The organism is Methylobacterium sp. 190mf, assembly GCF_900107945.1.
Lineage (GTDB): Bacteria > Pseudomonadota > Alphaproteobacteria > Rhizobiales > Beijerinckiaceae > Methylobacterium.
Genome location: NZ_FNVI01000003.1, coordinates 277,786 through 296,133, shown reverse-complemented (window position 1 = coordinate 296,133; position 18,348 = coordinate 277,786). Strand labels below are relative to the sequence as shown.

The following is an 18,348-nucleotide window of genomic DNA, read 5'->3' as shown; positions in this document are numbered from 1 at the left end:
GGGTTAGAGGATCAACATGCCTTTCGACCGTGAAGATCTCTCCGAGGAACTGGACGAGGCTCTCGAAGTCCAGGCCGGTTCCGAGGGGACGGACGGGCAGGCCGGCGCCGATGGCGCCACGCCTGCTGATGGCGAGGGCTCGTCCGCCTCGCAGGCGAAAACCGAAGACGAAGGCCTTCTGGGCGTGGTCCGCGACGCGGCCCCGGCCAAGAAGCCCGACGCCGCGGCGGCCTCGCCAGCCGAAGGTGCCGAGACGGGTGACAAGCCCGGCGAAGGCGCTCCCAAGCAGCCGGACAACGAGAACTACTCGGATGTCCCGTTCAACAAGCATCCGCGGTTCCGCCAGCTCCTGAGCGAGCGGAACGCCAACAAGGGCGACGCCGAGAAGTATCGGCAGGTCGACACGTTCATCCGTGACAATGGGATGTCCGCCCAGGAGGCGGCAGACCTGCTCACGGTGGGCGCCATGGCGAAGACGAACCCGGCAAAAGCCTGGGAACTGGCGCGCCCGTGGGTCGAGAACCTCTTGAAGGCGGCGGGCGAGGTGTTGTCCCCGGATCTGCAACAGGCCGTCCAGGAAGGCCGGATGACGCAGGAGGCCGCCTATGAGGTGAGCCGCTCCCGCGCCTCCGTCGCCAGCATGGAGGCCTCGCGCGGGTTCGAGGAGCGTCGTCGGCAGGAGCAGACCCAGACCGAGCACGCGCGCTCGATCACGACTGCCGCCGAGGATTGGGAGACCGACCGCCGGGCGCGTGACCCGAACTACGACACGAAGCTCGAACTGATCCATCGCGAGATCGCGTGGCGCCACCACAACGGGGACGTTCCGAAGACGCCCGCCGAGGTCAAGGCCCAGCTCGACGACGCCTACAAGGCCGTCAACGCTGCGCTCAAGCCCCCGGCGACGCCTCCGGCGGCAGCCCCGGGCCGGCAGGCGCCCCCGCGCACCGCGACCAAGCCCGTCACGGGTGGATCAGTGGCTGGTGGCAACGCGAAGCCCGCGCCGCGGTCAATGCTGGAAGTCGTCCAGCAGGCCGCAGGTTAAGGGCCGCACGGCTTAGGATAAGGTCATGCCGTTTACTGCAAACGAACTGGCGAACATCGCCAACTCTGCGCTCGACTACTACCTCAACAAGGGCAAGGTCGAGAAGCAGAACATCCAGGAGAAGCCCATGTCGAAGGCCTTCGAGGCCTCCGCTGGGTCGTTCCCGGGTGGCAAGGGTCTGGTCTCGATCGGCGTGAAGGGCGGCCAGGGCGGCGGCTCCTTCCAGGGCTACACCCACGACGATCAGGTCACGTACTACAACCCGGCGTCGAACCTCCGGGTCGGCTACCCCTGGAAGGAGCACCACATCGGCCTGGGCATCACCCACACCGAGCTTAAGATCGACGGTATCACCGTCGTCGAGGACGGTGCGGACCAGACCACGTCCGAGAAGGACGGCCGCGAGCAGTTCGCCCTGGCGAACCTGCTGGAGGGCAAGATGGAGGACTTCGACGAGGACAAGAAGGCGTCCTGGGACAAGCTCCTCCACGGCGACGGCACGGGCGACGCGAAGGCCCTGGCCGGGATCATGTCGATCATCCTCGACAACCCGGCAGTGGGCTCGACCGGCGGCCTGTCCCGCGTCACCTACCCCTGGTGGCGCAACCGGGCGGCCACGGCCGCCGCGGCGGCTGCCGGCACGGGCATGGACGCCATCGCCAGCTCGGCGGCCGGCGGCGGCGTGCTGATGCAGTTCCTCCAGAAGGAGGATCGGCAGCTCAAGCGCTTCTCCCAGGGCGGCGTGAAGCTGCGCCGGTTCGCCGGCTCGGACTTCCTGGACGCCATGGAGCGCGAGATCCGTGCGAACGGCAACTACTCGCTCAACGGCTTCCGCGCTGCGGGGACCAACGACGGGAAGATGGCCGATCCGACCTGGGACGGGAACGAGATCATCTACGATCCGACCCTGGACGACATGGGCCTCGCCAAGCGGATGTACGCGATCGACATGCGTCGGATCCGTCTGATGTACATGATCGGCGAGAAGAACAAGAAGGCTTCTCCGCCCCGCCCGTACGACCGCTACGTGATGTACCGCGGTCTCACCTCGACCGCGGTCATGATCGCGTCGCAGCTCAACACGAGCGGCGTCTACGACATCAAGTAACGGTGTCGTCTGATCTGTCTTAATACAGGGCGGCTCCTACGGGGGCCGCCCTCAAATCTGAGGGGCTAGGAGGCCCGCCACCATGGACACCGCACACGTCTTTGTCGCCCTCGCCGGAGATCGCGGAAACAGCGTGCCCAAGACGGTTACGCCCGCCGAGATCCAGATCCTCCAGCGCATGCACGGCGACGACGCGGTGCATGACATCCTGCCCGGCGAGCCCGTGCAGCGCTCGAAGCAGCAGGAGCTGGGCCGTCTGGCCGGCCTGTACTCGGCCCGGGATGAGGACGGGAAGCCGCACCTCCAGACCATGTTCCCGAGCCACACCCTGCTCCCGATGACGATCGACGAGCTGGGGCTGTCCGACGAGCTGTTCCGCGCGACCCAGCGCGCCCGGCCGACGACCCGCACCGTCGAGGTGCCCGTCGAGCAGACCCACGGCGCCCCGGGCACCGCGCCTGTGCAGGTCGGCTGGGACAACACCGAGTTCGAGCCGACCGAGGTCCCGGCCGATCCGGAGACGCAGCCCGAGCTGGCGGGCACGCTGATCGACCCGCGCACGCAGCACCAGAACGACGAGCCGCCCGGCGTGGCCCTCCAGGCGACCGACGACGGCCGCGCCGACCAGCTCCGCGCCCGCGCCGAGGCCCAGGGCACCGGGCCGGGCTCCGTCCCGACCCAGACCGGCGCCCGGACGGACGGCGGCCCGGTCGAGACGGCCGGCGCCAAGACGGCCGAGCAGAAGCACGCCGAGGTCGCCCCGGCGGCCGACGCCAACGCCCTGTTCTCGTAAGGGGAGACGACGATGGCCCGCGGGCAGACGCTGCTTAAGCTGCTGGACGACCTGCGGGCCGAATGCCGGCTGTCGCCGAACCCCTCCCACAACGCCCAGCAGCGCGAGACGCAGGTCCGCCTGCTCCAGCGCATGCAGGAGTGGCTCTACGACGACTACGACTGGCCGCACCTCCGGATCGAGCGCTTCTTCCCGAGCCAGCGCGGCCAGCGCTACTATGGCCTCCCGAAGGACATCGCGCTCGAACGGATCCTGCACCTGGAGGTCCGCTTCGGGACGCGCTGGCTCCCGGTCGGCTCGGGGATCGAGGCGGACTGCTACGCTGGGATCGACAGCGACGGCGGGCAGCAGGGCTGGCCGGTCCGGCGGTGGCGGATCTGGGAGGACGACCGGATCGAGCTGTGGCCGGTGCCCGACCAGGACGCCGGGACCGGGATCGGCGATGACGGCTCGATCAAGGTCGTCGGGATCCGCAACCTGCGGCCCTTCCGCGACGACACCGATGTCTGCGACCTGGATGACCGCCTGATCGTCCTGTACGCGGCGGCCGAGCTGCTCGCGGCGGCCGGCGCGAAGGACGCCCAGCTCAAGCTCCAGCAGGCCGCGGCGCGCTACGCGAAGCTCAAGGGCGACCTGACGCCCCGGCGGCGCGTGCAGTTGTTCGCCGAGCGCCCCGAGCGCGCCCCGCTGCGCGGCATGCCGATGGTCGACTACCGCCCGGCGAGCAAGTGATGGGCACGATCTGGATCCGCGAGTTCACGGGCGGCCTCGACACCCGCAAGCTGGCCGAAACCTCGAAGGGCGGCACGCTCGTCCAGGCGGTCGACGGCCACATCAACCGGGGCGGCGAGTTCGAGCAGCGCGCCGCCTTCGTGCCGGTCTACACCCTGCCGAAGGGCACCGTGGGGCTCGCCTTCACCAAGGCCGGGCCGACCGTCTTCGGCTCGATCCCCGACCCAGGCGTGCCCAACGGGGTGAACTACCAGCGCCTCCAGCACCCGGACGGCGCGACCGAGCTGGTCGCGGTCCGGAGCTTCGACCTGTTCTCCGGGAAGATCTTTGCGGTCGGCACCTTCGCGGACGGCGACATCTACCAGTTCTACGACGGCAAGCGCGTCACGAACTACGGCACCAACACCGCCGTTGTCCCGGGCTCGCCGGTCCGGACCTTCGGCCGAAAGCTGTACTACCTGACGGGCCCGAACCTGATCTACTCGAACCTCGCTGACCCGACCAACTTCGACGCGGACAGCGGCACGAAGATCCCGGACGGGACCACGACCGACGTAAGCGCGCCCGACGCGGACGGGAAGACCACGAAGACGGAGACGACCCGGAAGACGAACGGCGACGGCACGGTGTCGATCACCGTCGTCGTCACCAAGCCGGACGGCTCCGTCACGACCACGACCAGCACCGAGCCCGCCCCGACGACCGGCGTGGGTGCCGGCTTCAACGACCTGTCCGAGGAGGACTACGGGTCCGAGGATCTGACGGCGATCGGCCGCTACCAGAACTACCTCGCGATCTTCTCGGACCGGACGGTCCAGGTCCGCTACATGGACCCGGACCCGGCGCTCTCGAAGGGCATCCAGTCGCTGCACAACACGGGCACGATCAGCCCGCGCAGCGTGACGGAGTTCGGCGACACCGACCTGTTCTACCTCGACGCCTCCGGGCTCCGCTCGCTCAAGGCGCGCGACGCCTCGAATGCGGCCGTGAGCACCGACATCGGCTCGGCGATCGACGTGCTGCTGACGGACTTCGTCTCTCAGCAGAGCGCCGAGGATGTGCAGAACGCCATCGGCGTGATCGAGCCCCGCGATGGCCGCTTCTGGCTGGCGATCGGCGATACGATTTTCGTGTTCTCCTACTTCCCCGCGGCGAAGGTGAGCGCATGGACAATCTACAAGCCCGGCTTCAAGGTCGAGGAGATCATCGTCTACAAGCGCCGCGTCTACTTAAGGTCTGGCGACCAGATCTACGTGTATGGCGGCCTGGGCGCGGAGCTGCTGTACGACGACACCGAAGCCGTGGCGTGGCTACCCTACCTGGACGGCGACCGGCCGACCGAGACGAAGACGCTCCAGGGGATCGACGCCGCGGTCCGTGGCTCCTGGCGCGTCGACATCGGCATGGACCCGGCGCAGGTCGAGGCCAGCGACAAGATCGGCGTCGTCACGGAGACGACCTTCATGGCGAACCGGATCCCGGCGAGCCATCAGGCGACCCACTTCTCCCTACGCTTCCGCTCGACCGGCCGCTACCTGCCGAACAAGCCGGCGGTGCTGGGCTCGGCCGCGATCACCTACTCGGCCGAGAGCGACAAGGCCCGGTCATGACCCTGGAGCCCGTCAGCTACGCCACGGCACTCCAGGTCGGCCAGGGCATGCGCGAGCGCGACGTGATGGAGTTCGCCGCGGTCGCGCCCGTGGCCGCCGAGGATCTCGCGCCCTGGCTCGCCCAGCGCTTCGGCCGGCGGCCCGAGCTGCTCTGTGCCAGGACCGACGACGGCGAGCCCGTCTGCATCGGCGGCGCGGTCGAGGTGCGGCCGGGCTCGGCCACGCTGCTGTTCTACGGCACCGACCGCTTCCCCGAGATCGCTCTGGGGATGACCCGCTTCATCCGCCGGCACTACTTCCCGAGCCTCGCCGCGGCGGGCACGCACCGGATCGAGTGCGTCACCCTCGACAGCTACCGGGAGATGCAGCGCTGGCTGGAGACGCTCGGCCTGGAGCGCGAGAGCACCCTGCGCGCCTACGGGCGCGACCGCGAAGACTTCGCCATGTACGCCTGGATCGACCCCGATGCTCGTTCGCCTCGCCATTGAAGCCGACCGCTCAGCCCTGGTCGAGCTGTGCGTCCAGGCAGTCGAGGAGAGCGTGCGTGGCATCCCGCCGGACCGGGAGATCATCAACGAGACGATCGACAGCTCCTTCGCGACCGCGGAGCCGACCTTCTTCGTGGTCGAGCGCCAGCGGGAGCTGATCGGCTTCATGATGGCGTCGATCGGAAGCTACGCCTTCGCCTCTGGCATCTTCACGACCCAGCAGGTAATGTTCGTTCGTCCCGATATGCGCGGCACTCGGGCGGCCGCACTCCTGATCCGGCATCTGATCGCCTGGAGCACTAGGCTCGGCGCGAAAGAGATCACAGGCGGCAACAACAACGGGCTCTACACCGAACAGACCGCTCGCCTGCTGGAGAAGCACGGCTTCGAGCGCGTCGGGGTGTTTATGCGCCGTCCGGGAGTGCAGTAATGTCGAAGAAAGATGGCGGCGCCGGCAAGCAGGCGAACATCGCGCGTATGGAGGAGGCCCAGCGGCAGGCGACTATCCGCCAGGGCACCGACCAGATCAACTCGACGTTCGACAGCCAATTCACGCCGGACTTCTTCAACAAGCAGCGCGACAACTACCTCGCGTTCCAGCTCCCGCAGCTCGACGGGCAGTACGGCGACGCGCAGCGTCAGCTCACCTACTCGCTCGCCCGCAACGGGAACCTCGACAGCTCGACCCGCGGCTTCCAGCAGGGCCAGCTCCAGAAGACCTACAACACCCAGCGGACGAACGTGGCCGATCAGGCCAACAGCTACGCCAACTCGGCCCGGAGCAACGTCGAGCAGGCCCGCAACAACCTGATCTCGACGCTCAACGCCACGGGCGACGCGGCCCAGGCCGCCAGCTCGGCGACCAATCAGGCCGCGATCCTGGCGCAGCCGGCGGCCTATAGCCCGCTTGTCGACGCCTTCGCCACCACGACCGGCGCGCTCGCCTCCCAGGCCCAGGCCGATCGGGCGGCGGCTATCGCGAACGGCACCTACACGGGCGGCTCGGGCCTGTTCGGCACGTCCGGCGGCTCCGTCCGCGTCACGAGGTAAGGCCCATGTGTGATCCGCTCACCATCGCAGGCGCGGCGCTCTCGGCCGGCGGCATCGCGGCCAACTCGATCGGCGCCTCCCAGGCCGCCGCCGCGTCGAGCCGCGCCTACGCGGCCGAGCAGGCCCGGCAGGCCCAGCTCCGGCAGGAGGCCGCGCAGGTCCAGCAGCACTCGAACAGCCTCTACGAGGGGTTCGCCGGCAAGCAGCAGGACCGGGCGGCCGATCTCGCCTCGACGCTCCGCAGCGCCCAGCTCCCGGCCCAGGGCTCGGCCTCGACGACCGTCGAGGCGCCGGCCAGCAGCTCGAACATCACGACGCAGGGGGAGGCCTCCCAGCGGGCGAGCGCCGACGCCTACGCCGGCCAGCAGGCCACGGCGCTCGGCGACCTGCGGTCCTTCGGAGACCTGCTCGGGACGAACGCCCTGGCCCAGGCCCGGGACGCCTCCCAGATCGGCCAGATCGGCAACTTCATGCGGGGCTCGGCCTCCGTGCTGCCGCAGGAGCTGAACGCGGCCAGCCATGCGGGCGACACCGCCAAGCTGTTCGGCGGCCTCGCGGGCGGGCTCGGCAAGGTCGGGATCGCGGCCGGCATCAACGGGAGCACCCTGGGCGGCCTGTTCGGTGGCGGCGCCAGCTCCGGCGGGAACGTCTCCACCTCGCTCCCGACGATGGCCGCCTCCGGGATGGGCTCGATCGCCAACGCCTACGGCAACCTGCCGGCCGCGCCCATGTCGATCGCCCAGCCCTTCGGGGCGGCCCCGTCCTTCGCCAGCAGCCCCTACCGCGTCTGAGGCCGACATGCCGTCCTTCCGCAACAACGCCGTCGACCCGCAGCAGATCTCCGGCGCCTTCGACAGCATCGCCAACGCCTTCAAGGTCACGCCCCAGGAGATCCTGGCCGGCGCCAAGTCGCGTGAGACCCTCCAGAAGGTCCAGTACCTCGCCGACGCCTACAAGCTCGCCCAGGACCCGAACAGCGACCAGGGCCAGCTCGACCGCCTCGCCTCGATCGCGGGCGCCTACGCGCCGAGCCAGAGCCTGACGGCGGTGGACCGGAACAACGCGACCACGCTCAAGGCGAACGCGGCGGACAACTCCCGCGCGCTCGCCACGAACGCGGCCGACAATCAGAACAAGATCACCCTCAAGCTGATGGACCCGCTGTCCGAGGGGCAGGTCGGCTACACCCCGCCGAGCGTCGCGAGCCTGTACGGCGTGCCGCAGGAGCGGCGCGGCATCATCAAGGTCAACGAGGGCCAGAACGCCGTCCTGCCGAACGGCGAGACGATCGCCGGGCGCGACAAGCCGCTGACGGAGGATGCCGTCAAGGCGCGGGTGCTCGCCGGCATGGAGCCGGCGGCGCAGCGCGCGGCTGCCTTCGGCAACACGCCCGTCGAGACCGTCATGACCCCGCAGGGCCCGCGCATCGCCTCGCGGCTGGACGCGATCGGCCAGACCCCGGCGCCGGACACCCAGAAGGCGCAGTTCTTCAACTACGACACCCCGGACGGGAAGTCCGGCACCGCCCGCACGGACGGCTCGGGCAAGCTCGTCGACACCCAGACCGGGGCCGAGCTGCCGCCGGGCTCGCGCACCTACACGGCCCAGCTCACCGGCAACAAGTCGGACACCGGGCTCGGCGCGAGCGCGAAGTCCAACATCGAGACGCAGCTCCTGGATCTCTCGAACCTGGAGCAGAGCGTCAACGCGCTCGACAAGATCGCGACGACCAATCCGCAGTCGATCGGCCTCACCGGGCAGGTTCTGGGCATCGGCCAGGACGCCATGGCGACGATGAAGGAGGCCGCGACCATGTTCGGCCCCAAAGCCCAGGACTATCTCAAGCAGGTCGAGGACGGTTCTCTGCCGCCCGAGATGTCCCGATACTTCAACCCGAATATCCCGCAGGCGACGTTGCTTGAGAACACCATCCTGGCGCAGTACGCCAAGATGCAGGACCCGAACGGCCGGCTCAGCAATCAGCAGATGGAGATCGCCGCCAAGGCGCTCGGGATCGACGGCATGCTCAAGTCGGCCGACAAGACGAAGGCCGTCATCGCCGGCATCCGGCAGCAGATCGCGGCCAAGCGCGCCATGATCGGCGGGGCCGCGCCGGCCGCCAACGCGATCCGGCCGCCGGACGCCGCTGGTGGGCCCGCCCCGGCGCCGGCCGGCGCGCCTGTTCGTCGGAAGTGGACCGCCAGCGGGGAGCTACAGTGATGCCGATCGAGGTCGAAGGTCCGGACGGCGCGATCAACGAGTTCCCGGACGGCACCCCGGACGCGGTCATCTCGAAGGCGATGCAGTCGGTCTACGGCGCCCCGAAGGCGGCGCCGGCCGCTCCGGCCACGACCGGCGGCATCGGCGATCTGGTCGCCGGGGCGCTGTCGCGCGCCGAGAGCGCAGCCGGCGGGCTCGTCGAGCGCGCGGCCGAGAAGGTCGGGCTCGGGCCCAAGGGGCCGTCCCCCTATCAGCAGTCGTCGGACCTGGACGCCCAGATGCGCGGCGTGCCGGCCGCCCCGGTCACGTCCAAGCCCCAGGAGGGCGGCGAGCGGCGCTCCGGCGCGTTGGCCGGCCTGTTCGGCGTGGCCGACCAGGGGGTGCGCGGCGTCGCCCAGGGCGCGGCCACCATGGCCGGCCTGCCGGTCGACCTGACGACCATGGTGCTCAACCTGACGCCCGGCGTGGCCCAGCTCCGGACCGCGCTCGGCCTGACGCCGAACATCTCGAAGCCCTTCCTGGGCTCGGACTTCAACAAGAGCGCGCTGGACACGGCGAACGACGCGACCATCGGCGGCATCAACGCGGCCACGGGCGCGAACCTCGACCTGCCGGTGCGCCAGGGCGACAACGTCTTCGAGCGGGCCGCGAACCGCATCGGGCAGGAGATCGGCGGCGCCGCGCTCCCGGCGGGCGCGGCGATCGGCAAGGCCGCCCAGGTCGGCATGGAGGGCGCGCGGGCGATCCAGAACCCGATCGCCCGGCACTTCGTCGAGCAGGCCGCCGCGAACCCCTCGAAGTTCCTGGGCCGCGAGGTCGGCGCGGCCGGCGTGGCCGGCGCGGGCGCGGCCGGCGTGAACGAGCTGACGCGCGCGGCCGGTGTCGACGAGCACGGGGTTGGGCACGCAGCCGGCGATCTGGCCGGCGCGCTTGGCGCCCTGGGGCTCTACGGGATCGGCAGCCACGCGATCAGCAAGGTCGGCGACGTGTACGGCGCGATCACCGGCAGCGATCGGTTCGCCAATCAGGTCGTGCGGGACGCAGTCGTCGATCGCCTCGCCACGGCGTCGGGCGCGCCCACTGTGCCAGTCGGCAAGCGCGACGTGTTCGACACGTCAGACATTGTGTCCGCGATCGAGCGCGGCCGGGCCAAGCCGATCAGCGACACGGTCCCCGGCTACCAGGACACCCTGGCGGACGTGACCCGCAACCCGGGCATCGCCGCGACGGAGTACGGCCGCCGCACCTCCGGCAGTCCGACCCTGGCGCAGCGCGGCGTGGAGAACGAGCAGGCCGTCAACTCGGCGATCGACAGCCTCGCCCCCGAGGGCAACGCCGGGGCGCTGCGCGAGGGCCTCGCCGGCTGGCGCGAGCAGCTCCAGACCGGCGCGAGCGCCGAGGCCCAGGCTGCCCAGGCCCGGTTCGAGGAAGCGGCCAGCCGCCTCCAGGCGCAGATGCACCCGGACGCCCGGGGCCAGGACATCCGGGCCGCCCTGGAGGACGCCAAGGCCGCCGCGCGCGAGCTGGAGCGCTCCCATTGGGCCGGCGTGTCGACCGGGGACGCGGACATCCGCCCGCTGGTCGACGCCTTCGGGAACGTCCGCAGCGGCCTCACCCAGACCGCCCGGGACCTGTTCGACCCGTCGCACCTCACCGGGATCCCGCAGCGGTTCGTCCCGGCCGAAGCCAGCGCCGCGGCCGATGGGGCCGGAGCGGCCGGCCGGGCGGCCATGGATGGGCTCGACCCGTCCGAGCGCGCCATGGCCGAACGACTGCTGGGCGACCGCCCGGCGCCGGCCGGCGCGGCAGCCCCCGAGCCCGAGCCCGTGCGGGTCCCCCTGCGCGAGACGGCCGACCTGCGCTCGGCCCTCGCGGCCGAGCACCGGGACGCCCTGTCCACCTCTAACCCCGCGCGTGCGCGCGTGATCGAGCAGTACATCACGGCGCTGGACGACTACGCCCGGCAGGCTAACCCGAACGTCGAGGCCTACGACGCGGCCCGGGACTTCTCGCGCCAGCTCAACGACCGCTTCACCCGGCCGCAGACGGACGTGGCCCAGGTGCTCGATCGCAATCAGGGCGTCTACCGGCAGTCCGACGCGAGCGTCCCGGGCCGGTTCGCGCGCCCCGACAGCGCCGACCAGGGCGGGTTCGAGGCGCTGATGCGCGAGGCCGGCACCGACCCGCGGGCCCGCAACGCCGTGGCCGACCAGATCCGTGAGGCCGCGTCGGCCGCGCAGACGCCGGAGGCCGCGACCCGGTTCATGGAGGAGCACAGCCGCGTGCTCGACCAGTTCCCCGAGCTGCGGGCCCAGCTCGAAACGCGCGCCCGGACGCAGCGGTCGGCCAACCTCGCGGAGGAGCGCCGGGCCGGCCTGGAGCGCGAGCTGGGCACGGAGAACACGCGCGGCAGCTCGGCCGTGGGCCAGTACCTGCACTACGGCACCGAGCAGACCAGCCGGGCGATCCAGGGCGTCTTTTCGGCCGCCAAGCCCGCCGAGGCCGCGCGCGAGCTGCTCGACTTCGCCGGCCGGGAGAAGGGCGCGGTCGACGGCATGCGTCGGGCGATCTGGGAGGAAGCGGAGCGCGTTGGCCGGCGGAAGGGCGAGACGACCGCCTCGACGGACGGCGTGCAGCCGTGGATGCCCGGGAAGCTCAAGGCGTTCGTGGATAAGCCCAACGTGCGCGCCGTGCTCCAAGAGGCCTACCGGGACGAGCCCGAGCACCTCGCGAACCTCGACAAGCTCGCGGAGGTGCTCCAGCACACCAACGTCGGGGCGCGCGGCCGGGCGCCGAACAGCTCCGGCACGGCCCAGGGCATGATGGACACGATCCGCAGCTCCGTGTCGCCCGAGAGCATCCAGAGCGGCGTCATGTCGGTCAAGCGCGGCCAGATCGGCGTGCCGTGGTTCGTCACGTCGATCGCCGCCCGGCTCGCCCGCAACAGCGTCAAGGCCGCCCAGAGCGGGGCGATCAACCGCATGCTCGACGAGGCCCTGGTCAATCCGGAGGCAGCCGCCGCGCTGCTGCGCGAGAACAACCCGGTCAACCGTGCCTACCTCGCGCGCAGCTCGAAGCTGTGGGGGATCGAGCACGCCGACCAGATCGCGAGCGCGCTCAACGACAACGAGGAGCCCGATCCGGTGAAGGACGCGCTCAAGAGGAGCCGGCGGTGAGCATCGCAGACGCATTCCGGCAGACGGCCGCGCAGATCGGCGCCAACCCGCTCGATCTCGCCACGGTCGCGTCCTACGAGAGCGGCGGGAAGCTCAACCCCGCCGTCATGGGCGGGGCCGGCGGGCGCTACGCCGGCATCTTCCAGTTCGGCCCATGGGAGCAGCAGCACTACGGCGTCTCGAACCGGAGCACGGCCGAGCAGCAGGTCGAGGCGGCCGGCCGGTTCCTCAAGGACCGCGGCTTCAAGCCCGGCATGGGCCTGCTCGATATGTACTCGGCGATCAACGCCGGCCGGGTCGGCCGCTACAACGCCAGCGACGCCGGCAACGGCGGCGCCCCGGGCACGGTGCGCGACAAGGTCGAGAAGCAGATGGGCGGCCACGTCGAGAAGGCGCGGGCGCTGCTCGGCGCGCTCGGCGGCGCGTCTGATGCGCCGCCGGCCGGCCAGACACCGCAGGCGGGCACGGATCTCGCCGCGGCGCTCGGGCCGGGCGTCACCCTGCCGACCCTGGCGCCAGCCGTCCCGGTCGTGCTACCGGCCGAGCCCGACCCGACGATCCAGACCCAGCAGGCCCAGCAGCTCCAGGAGCAGCGCGCCCAGCAGGAGCAGCAGAGGAAGCAGGCCCTGCTGAGCGTGAGCGCGTTCTACCGCTGAGTGCGCCCAAGAGTGCGCGCAAGACAATCGGACAGGGCGAATTTCGCAACCCTGCCAAATACTTGACAAGACGGTAGTTCTTCTTGCAGAAGTGCGCCGCATCGGGCGCCCGGTCCATCGCGGTCGCCCGGGCACGGAAGGGGTCATGACAGTGAGCTTTCGCCTCGGGATCGCCGGACTCGGGACCGTCGGTGCGTCCGTGGTCCGGATGGTCGAGCGCCGCCGCGCCGCCTTCGCTGCGGCGGGCCTCGACATCCGCGTCACCGCGGTCTCCTCGCGCGACCGTGGCCGGGACCGCGGCCTCGACCTGTCCGGCATCGCGTGGTTCGACGATCCGGTGGCGCTCGCCCGGTCGGAATCCGTGGACTGCGTGGTCGAGCTGATCGGCGGCGCCGAGGGACCGGCCAAGGCCGTGGTCGAGGCGGCGCTCGCGGCGGGCAAGCCGGTGGTGACCGCCAACAAGGCGCTGCTGGCGCGCCACGGCGCCGCCCTGGCCGCGCAGGCCGAGGCGAAGGGCGTGGCCCTCGCCTTCGAGGCGGCGGTGGCCGGCGGCATCCCGGTGATCAAGACCCTGCGCGAGGGCCTGCCGGGCAACGCGGTCTCCCGCGTCTACGGGATCCTCAACGGCACCTGCAACTACATCCTCAGCCGCATGGAGCGCGAGGGGCTGACCTTCGAGGCCTGCCTGAAGGACGCGCAGGCCCTGGGCTACGCCGAGGCGGACCCGACCTTCGACGTCGAGGGGTTCGACACCGCGCACAAGCTCGCGATCCTGACGAGCCTCGCCTTCGGGACCGTCGTCGACGCCGACGGCGTGTCGGTCGAGGGCATCTCCCGGGTGCAGCCCCTCGATCTGCGCATGGCGGACGAGCTCGGATACCGGATCAAGCTGCTCGGCGTCGCGCAGGCGACCGAGGCCGGCATCGAGCAGCGGGTCCACCCGACCATGGTGCCGAAATCCTCGGCGATCGCGCAGGTCATGAGCGTGACCAACGCCGTGACGATCGACGCCGACGCGGTGGGCGAGCTCACGCTCATCGGTCCCGGCGCCGGCGGCGAGGCCACGGCCTCCGCGGTGGTGGCCGACATCGCCGACGTGGCGCGCGGCGTGATCCGCCCGACCTTCGGCGTTCCGGCCGCGGCGATGCGCGCCAGCGAGCGCGTGGAGATGCAGCGTCACGAGGGCGGCTACTACATCCGCCTCACCGTCCACGACCGCCCGGGCGTCGCGGCCGGCGTCGCGCAGCGGATGGCCGAGCGATCCATCTCCCTGGAGAGCATCCTGCAGCGCCGCGTCGAGGGGCCGGAGGCCGATCCGCGCGGCCGCTCCGGCCGGCCCGTGCCGCTGGTGCTGATCACCTACGCGGCGACCGAGGGCAACATCCGCGACGCGCTCGACGCCATCGGCGCAGACGGGCTGCTGGCGGAGCCGCCGCAGCTGATCCGGATCGAGCGTGAATAACAGTGCATACGGTAGCGTGCCCCCCCACCGCTTGATGCAGGATAGTGGGCATTAGCGAACCGGCGTATACGCTGCGCGGCCGTCATCCGACGGTATCCATCCGGGATCCGACCCCAAGATCGGACCCGGCCAGAGGCAGGAAACCATGGAAGAGGCCCCCAAGCCGGCATCGCGCGGCGTCCCGCGCACGCTCGCCCTCGAACTGGCCCGCGTGACGGAGCGTGCCGCCATCGCCGCCGCCCGATTGCGCGGCCAGGGCGACGAGAAGGCGGCCGACCAGGCGGCGGTCGACGCGATGCGCGACGAGCTCAACGGCCTGCCGATCCGCGGCACCGTGGTGATCGGGGAGGGGGAGCGCGATCAGGCGCCGATGCTGTTCATCGGCGAGCAGCTCGGTCTCGGGGAAGGGCCCGAGGTCGACATCGCGGTCGATCCGCTGGAGGGCACGACCCTCTGCGCCAAGGACATGCCGGGTGCCATCGCCGTCATGGCGATGGCCGAGCGCGGCTCGCTCCTCGCCGCGCCCGACGTCTACATGCAGAAGATCGCCATCGGGCCCGGTTATCCGCCCGGCCTCGTCGATCTCGACGCCAGCCCGACCGACAACATCGTGGCGCTGGCCCGGGCCAAGGGCGTCGACCCGAAGCAGATCACCGCGCTGATCCTCGACCGGCCGCGCCACGCGGCGCTCGTGGCCGAGGTTCGGGCGGCCGGCGCGGCGGTGCGCCTGATCTCGGACGGCGACATCGCCGGGATCATCTTCACCGCGAGCCCCGAGGAGACGGGCATCGACCTCTATCTCGGCACCGGCGCGGCGCCCGAGGGCGTGCTGGCGGCCGCCGCGATGCGCTGCATCGGCGGCCAGATGCAGGGACGCCTGATCCTCGACACCCCGGACCGGCGGCGCCGGGCCGCCGAGATGGGCATCGCGAATCTGGACCGGAAATACGACCTGACCGATCTCGCGAGCGGCGACGTCATCGTGGCCGCCACGGGCATCACCGACGGCGCCCTGCTGCGCGGCGTGCGCTTCCGGCCGGACAAGATCCAGACCGAGACTCTGGTCTACCGGTCCGAGGCCGGGACGGTGCGCCGGATCCTCGGCGAGCACCGGCGCGGGCTGACCTAAATCGCGCGCCGCCGGTCCCGGACCGGCGGCGCGCAGGCGGGGGACTTAGCCCGGCCTCAGTTCAGCACCACCACCTTGCTGCCGACGCCGACCCGGCTGAACAGGTCGATCGCGTCCTGATTGATCATCCGGATGCAGCCCGACGACACGCTCTTGCCGATGGAGAAGGGCTCGAGGGTTCCATGGATGCGGAACAGCGTGTCCTTGTTGCCCTGCCAGAGGTACATGGCGCGGGCGCCGAGCGGATTGCGCAGACCGCCGGCGACGCCGAGGCCGCTCTGCAGCTTGTCGACCTCGCTGGCGAGCTTCGGGCTGCGGGCGATCATCTCCTTCGGCGGGTACCAGTCCGGCCACGCCTGCTTGGAATTCACCGTCGCGGTGCCCGACCACGAGAAGCCCTGCTTGCCGACGCCGACGCCGTAGCGGCGGGCCCGGCCGTTGGCCTCGACCAGGGTGAGCTGGTGGGCCCGCGGGTCGACGATGATCGTCCCCGGCTCGTAGGGACCGTGATAGGCAATCTCCTGACGGAGGAACGCGGGGTTCATCTTCTTGTAATTGAACGCCTGGACCGGGAACACGTCGTCCGTGATCGGGCCGTAGATCTTGGCGTAGTCGATCGGCTCGTTGTCGGGCGCGCGGAGCACGGCCTTGGCCTTGGCGGCCTCCAGCGGCGAGAGCCCCTCGGCCGGAGGCGCGCTGCCCGGGCGTGCCGGGACCGTCGGGTCCGTGTCCAGGTTGGCGGCCGGCGGCGGCGCGACCGGGGCCTGCGCGGCGGGCGGCGGGGGTGCCGGGCGCACGAAGTCGGTGCGGCCGGTATAGGGCAGGTAGCGGCCGCCGCGACGCACGTAGAGCGCGCCGTTCTGATCCTGGTAGAGCTGATTGTCGTCGCCGAACCCGTCGATCCCGGCATCGCCCACGGGGCCGCGGCCCTGGGCTTGCGCGGCGGAGGCGAGGGCGAGGACCGTGAAGCCGGCCAGGAGAAGGCGACGGATCGGGGCGGACATGGTTCGAATTCCTCGGGAGGCGTCGCCGGGGCTTGCCGCGACGCGCAGGCGAGCGGGCCGGCACGAAGTCGCGGCACAGCTCATCCCGGGGCTTAGCAAAGGTCACGCTTTACCGCCAAGTTGCCGACGGTCATCAAGGGCAACTTACAGGGTCTTCCGGATCGTTTCTCGCCGCGTGTGTTGCCCTCGTGCAGCAACGATTTCGGCCGCGCCGCTCACCGATCCGTGAGGGCGCCGGGCGAGCGCCCGTTTACTCGGCACGCCTGCCTCGCCGAGCGGCAGCGACTCGGCGGCAGCGACTTGCCGTACGCGGTTCGGCCGCGGCGCCGCGACGGCCGAGCGATCCGGTCGGCGGGACTTCGCCCGGCGTGGCACGCTTGCTGCATTGCCCGGTGAGCCGCGCCTGCTGCGGCGGCGGAGCAACGACGCTCCAAACAGCGGACGGTGTGAGTCCGGATCCCCGGCATGAGCGACCGCACGGCGGTTCGCCCACTTACGACGAGCACCAGCTATGGCCAGCTTCAAAACGGTGATGAAGTCGGGTCACCCCCCGACGCTGTTCGCGGCATTCCTCTACTTCGATTTCTGCTTCGCCATCTGGGTCCTGAACGGCGCCATGGGCCCGTTCATCACCGAGACCTACAAGCTGACGCCGGCCCAGACCGGCTTCATGATCTCGCTGCCGATCCTCGCCGGTGCGCTGATGCGCTTCCCGCTCGGCGTCCTGGCCCAGTATATCGGCCGCAAGAACGCCGCGATCACCGAGATGGTCGTGATCATGCTGGCGATGGCCTACGGCTATCTGTTCGTCTCCTCCTACAACGACGTGCTCGCCATGGGCGTGCTGCTCGGCATCGCCGGCGCGTCCTTCGGCGTCGCGCTCTCCCTCGGCTCCGGCTGGTTCCCGCCGGAACACAAGGGGCTGGCGATGGGCATCGCGGGCGCCGGCAATTCCGGCACCGTGCTGGCCGTGCTGTTCGCCCCGCCGCTGGCCCAGGCCTACGGCTGGCAGACCACCTACGCCTTCGCGGGCCTCGTCATGCTGCTGCCGCTGGCGGTCATGATCGTGCTCGCCAAGGAGCCGCCGGATTGCGAGCACCAGTCCTTCAAGGAGCACGTCTCCTGCCTGTTCACGAAGGACGGCTGGGCGTTCTCGCTGATCTACGTGATCACCTTCGGCGGCTTCATCGGCCTGTCGAACTTCCTGCCGACCTTCTTCTACGAGCAGTTCGCGGTGACGAAGGTCGAGGCCGGGCGGCTGACGATGCTGGCGGCCTTCATGGGCTCCGGCATCCGGATCGTCGGCGGCTACTTCGCCGACCGGATGGGCGGCATCGCGGTGCTGTCGGTGGTGCTGCTGGCGGCGATCGCGACCCTGCTCTCGCTGACCGCGACCCCGTCCCTCGCGCTCACGACGCTCCTGTTCATGCTGTGCTTCGCGGCGCTCGGCGCCGGCAACGGCGCGCTGTTCCAGCTCGTCCCGCTGCGCTGGCCCACCAACACGGCGGTGGCCGGCTCGATGATCGGCGAGATCGGCGCGCTCGGCGGCGCGATCCTACCGAACGTCATGGGCCTGTCGAAGCAGTATACCGGCTCGTTCTCGCTGGGCTTCGTCGGCTACGCCGTCTTCACCGCGATCGTGCTCGGCTGCCTCGCCCTCTGGCAGCGCAAGTGGGTCGGGAGCTGGGTCGGGCCGCGCGGCAAGGCGATCGGCACCCCGACCGAGGCCGAGCAGGGTCAGCTCCGCCCCGCGACGGCCTGACCGGCGCCGCGGCGCCTCCCGGCGACGACCGACACGATACGGGGGCCCGGGCGGCCCCCGTTTTCAGTTGCACCCCGTGGAATGAATTCACGTGCCGGATGCACGTCGGCGGT

General features: G+C 70.8%; 16 protein-coding genes. 15 read left to right on the top strand and 1 reads right to left on the bottom strand.

Translation table 11 applies throughout. The annotated features are described in order from the left end of the window. The first annotated feature begins 16 nt into the window (after positions 1–16). The 14 genes from C4T42_RS05540 (at position 17) to glpX (ending at position 15,469) form a co-directional block, all read left to right on the top strand. Complete coding sequence (locus C4T42_RS05540; RefSeq protein ID WP_103984816.1) at positions 17–1,045, top strand: hypothetical protein; 1,029 nt, start codon at positions 17–19, stop codon at positions 1,043–1,045. Between the two features lie 25 nt (positions 1,046–1,070). Beyond that, entirely contained in the window at positions 1,071–2,153 is a 1,083-nt protein-coding gene (locus tag C4T42_RS05535) for a phage major capsid protein (protein ID WP_103984815.1), read from the top strand. A 133-nt stretch (positions 2,154–2,286) separates the two neighbouring features. Beyond that, positions 2,287–2,946 carry a hypothetical protein gene (locus tag C4T42_RS05530; RefSeq protein ID WP_146073984.1) on the top strand — a complete coding sequence of 220 codons (660 nt, stop codon included), beginning with the start codon at positions 2,287–2,289 and terminating at the stop codon, positions 2,944–2,946. 12 nt (positions 2,947–2,958) lie between these two features. After that, a complete protein-coding gene (locus tag C4T42_RS05525; RefSeq protein WP_103984813.1) occupies positions 2,959–3,678 on the top strand; it encodes a hypothetical protein in 720 nt (239 codons plus the stop codon). Then, a complete protein-coding gene (locus tag C4T42_RS05520) occupies positions 3,678–5,288 on the top strand; it encodes a hypothetical protein (RefSeq protein WP_103984812.1) in 1,611 nt (536 codons plus the stop codon). Before C4T42_RS05525 ends, C4T42_RS05520 begins: the two co-directional genes overlap by 1 nt. After that, entirely contained in the window at positions 5,285–5,776 is a 492-nt protein-coding gene (locus C4T42_RS05515; protein WP_103984811.1) for a hypothetical protein, read from the top strand. Before C4T42_RS05520 ends, C4T42_RS05515 begins: the two co-directional genes overlap by 4 nt. Further along, positions 5,754–6,206, top strand: coding sequence for a GNAT family N-acetyltransferase (locus C4T42_RS05510; protein WP_103984810.1), 453 nt, complete (start codon positions 5,754–5,756; stop codon positions 6,204–6,206). Before C4T42_RS05515 ends, C4T42_RS05510 begins: the two co-directional genes overlap by 23 nt. Continuing rightward, on the top strand, positions 6,206–6,826 hold the full coding sequence (locus C4T42_RS05505) for a hypothetical protein (RefSeq protein ID WP_103984809.1): 621 nt from the start codon (positions 6,206–6,208) through the stop codon (positions 6,824–6,826). Before C4T42_RS05510 ends, C4T42_RS05505 begins: the two co-directional genes overlap by 1 nt. A gap of 5 nt (positions 6,827–6,831) precedes the next feature. Continuing rightward, positions 6,832–7,617 carry a hypothetical protein gene (locus C4T42_RS05500; protein ID WP_103984808.1) on the top strand — a complete coding sequence of 262 codons (786 nt, stop codon included), beginning with the start codon at positions 6,832–6,834 and terminating at the stop codon, positions 7,615–7,617. Between the two features lie 7 nt (positions 7,618–7,624). Then, positions 7,625–9,046: a hypothetical protein gene (locus C4T42_RS05495; RefSeq protein ID WP_103984807.1), complete on the top strand. Its 1,422-nt coding sequence runs from the start codon at positions 7,625–7,627 to the stop codon at positions 9,044–9,046. Continuing rightward, positions 9,046–12,222: a hypothetical protein gene (locus tag C4T42_RS05490; RefSeq protein WP_103984806.1), complete on the top strand. Its 3,177-nt coding sequence runs from the start codon at positions 9,046–9,048 to the stop codon at positions 12,220–12,222. Before C4T42_RS05495 ends, C4T42_RS05490 begins: the two co-directional genes overlap by 1 nt. Further along, the gene (locus C4T42_RS05485) at positions 12,219–12,878 is read left to right on the top strand and encodes a hypothetical protein (RefSeq protein WP_103984805.1); all 660 of its coding nucleotides are present in this window, start codon (positions 12,219–12,221) and stop codon (positions 12,876–12,878) included. The genes C4T42_RS05490 and C4T42_RS05485 overlap by 4 nt, the downstream gene beginning before the upstream one ends. Before the next feature lie 145 nt (positions 12,879–13,023). Continuing rightward, positions 13,024–14,340, top strand: coding sequence for a homoserine dehydrogenase (locus C4T42_RS05480; protein ID WP_020091888.1), 1,317 nt, complete (start codon positions 13,024–13,026; stop codon positions 14,338–14,340). Between the two features lie 145 nt (positions 14,341–14,485). Beyond that, positions 14,486–15,469 (top strand): class II fructose-bisphosphatase, encoded by a 984-nt coding sequence (gene glpX, locus C4T42_RS05475; RefSeq protein WP_103984804.1) that lies wholly within the window; start codon positions 14,486–14,488, stop codon positions 15,467–15,469. Between the two features lie 56 nt (positions 15,470–15,525). On the opposite strand, the gene C4T42_RS05470 is transcribed toward glpX, so the two are convergent. Further along, positions 15,526–16,473, bottom strand: coding sequence for a L,D-transpeptidase (locus tag C4T42_RS05470; protein WP_103984803.1), 948 nt, complete (start codon positions 16,471–16,473; stop codon positions 15,526–15,528). Positions 16,474–16,984: 511 nt separating this feature from the next. Here C4T42_RS05470 and C4T42_RS05465 point away from each other — a divergent pair. Beyond that, complete coding sequence (locus C4T42_RS05465) at positions 16,985–18,235, top strand: MFS transporter (RefSeq protein WP_103984802.1); 1,251 nt, start codon at positions 16,985–16,987, stop codon at positions 18,233–18,235. Positions 18,236–18,348 lie beyond the last annotated feature (113 nt).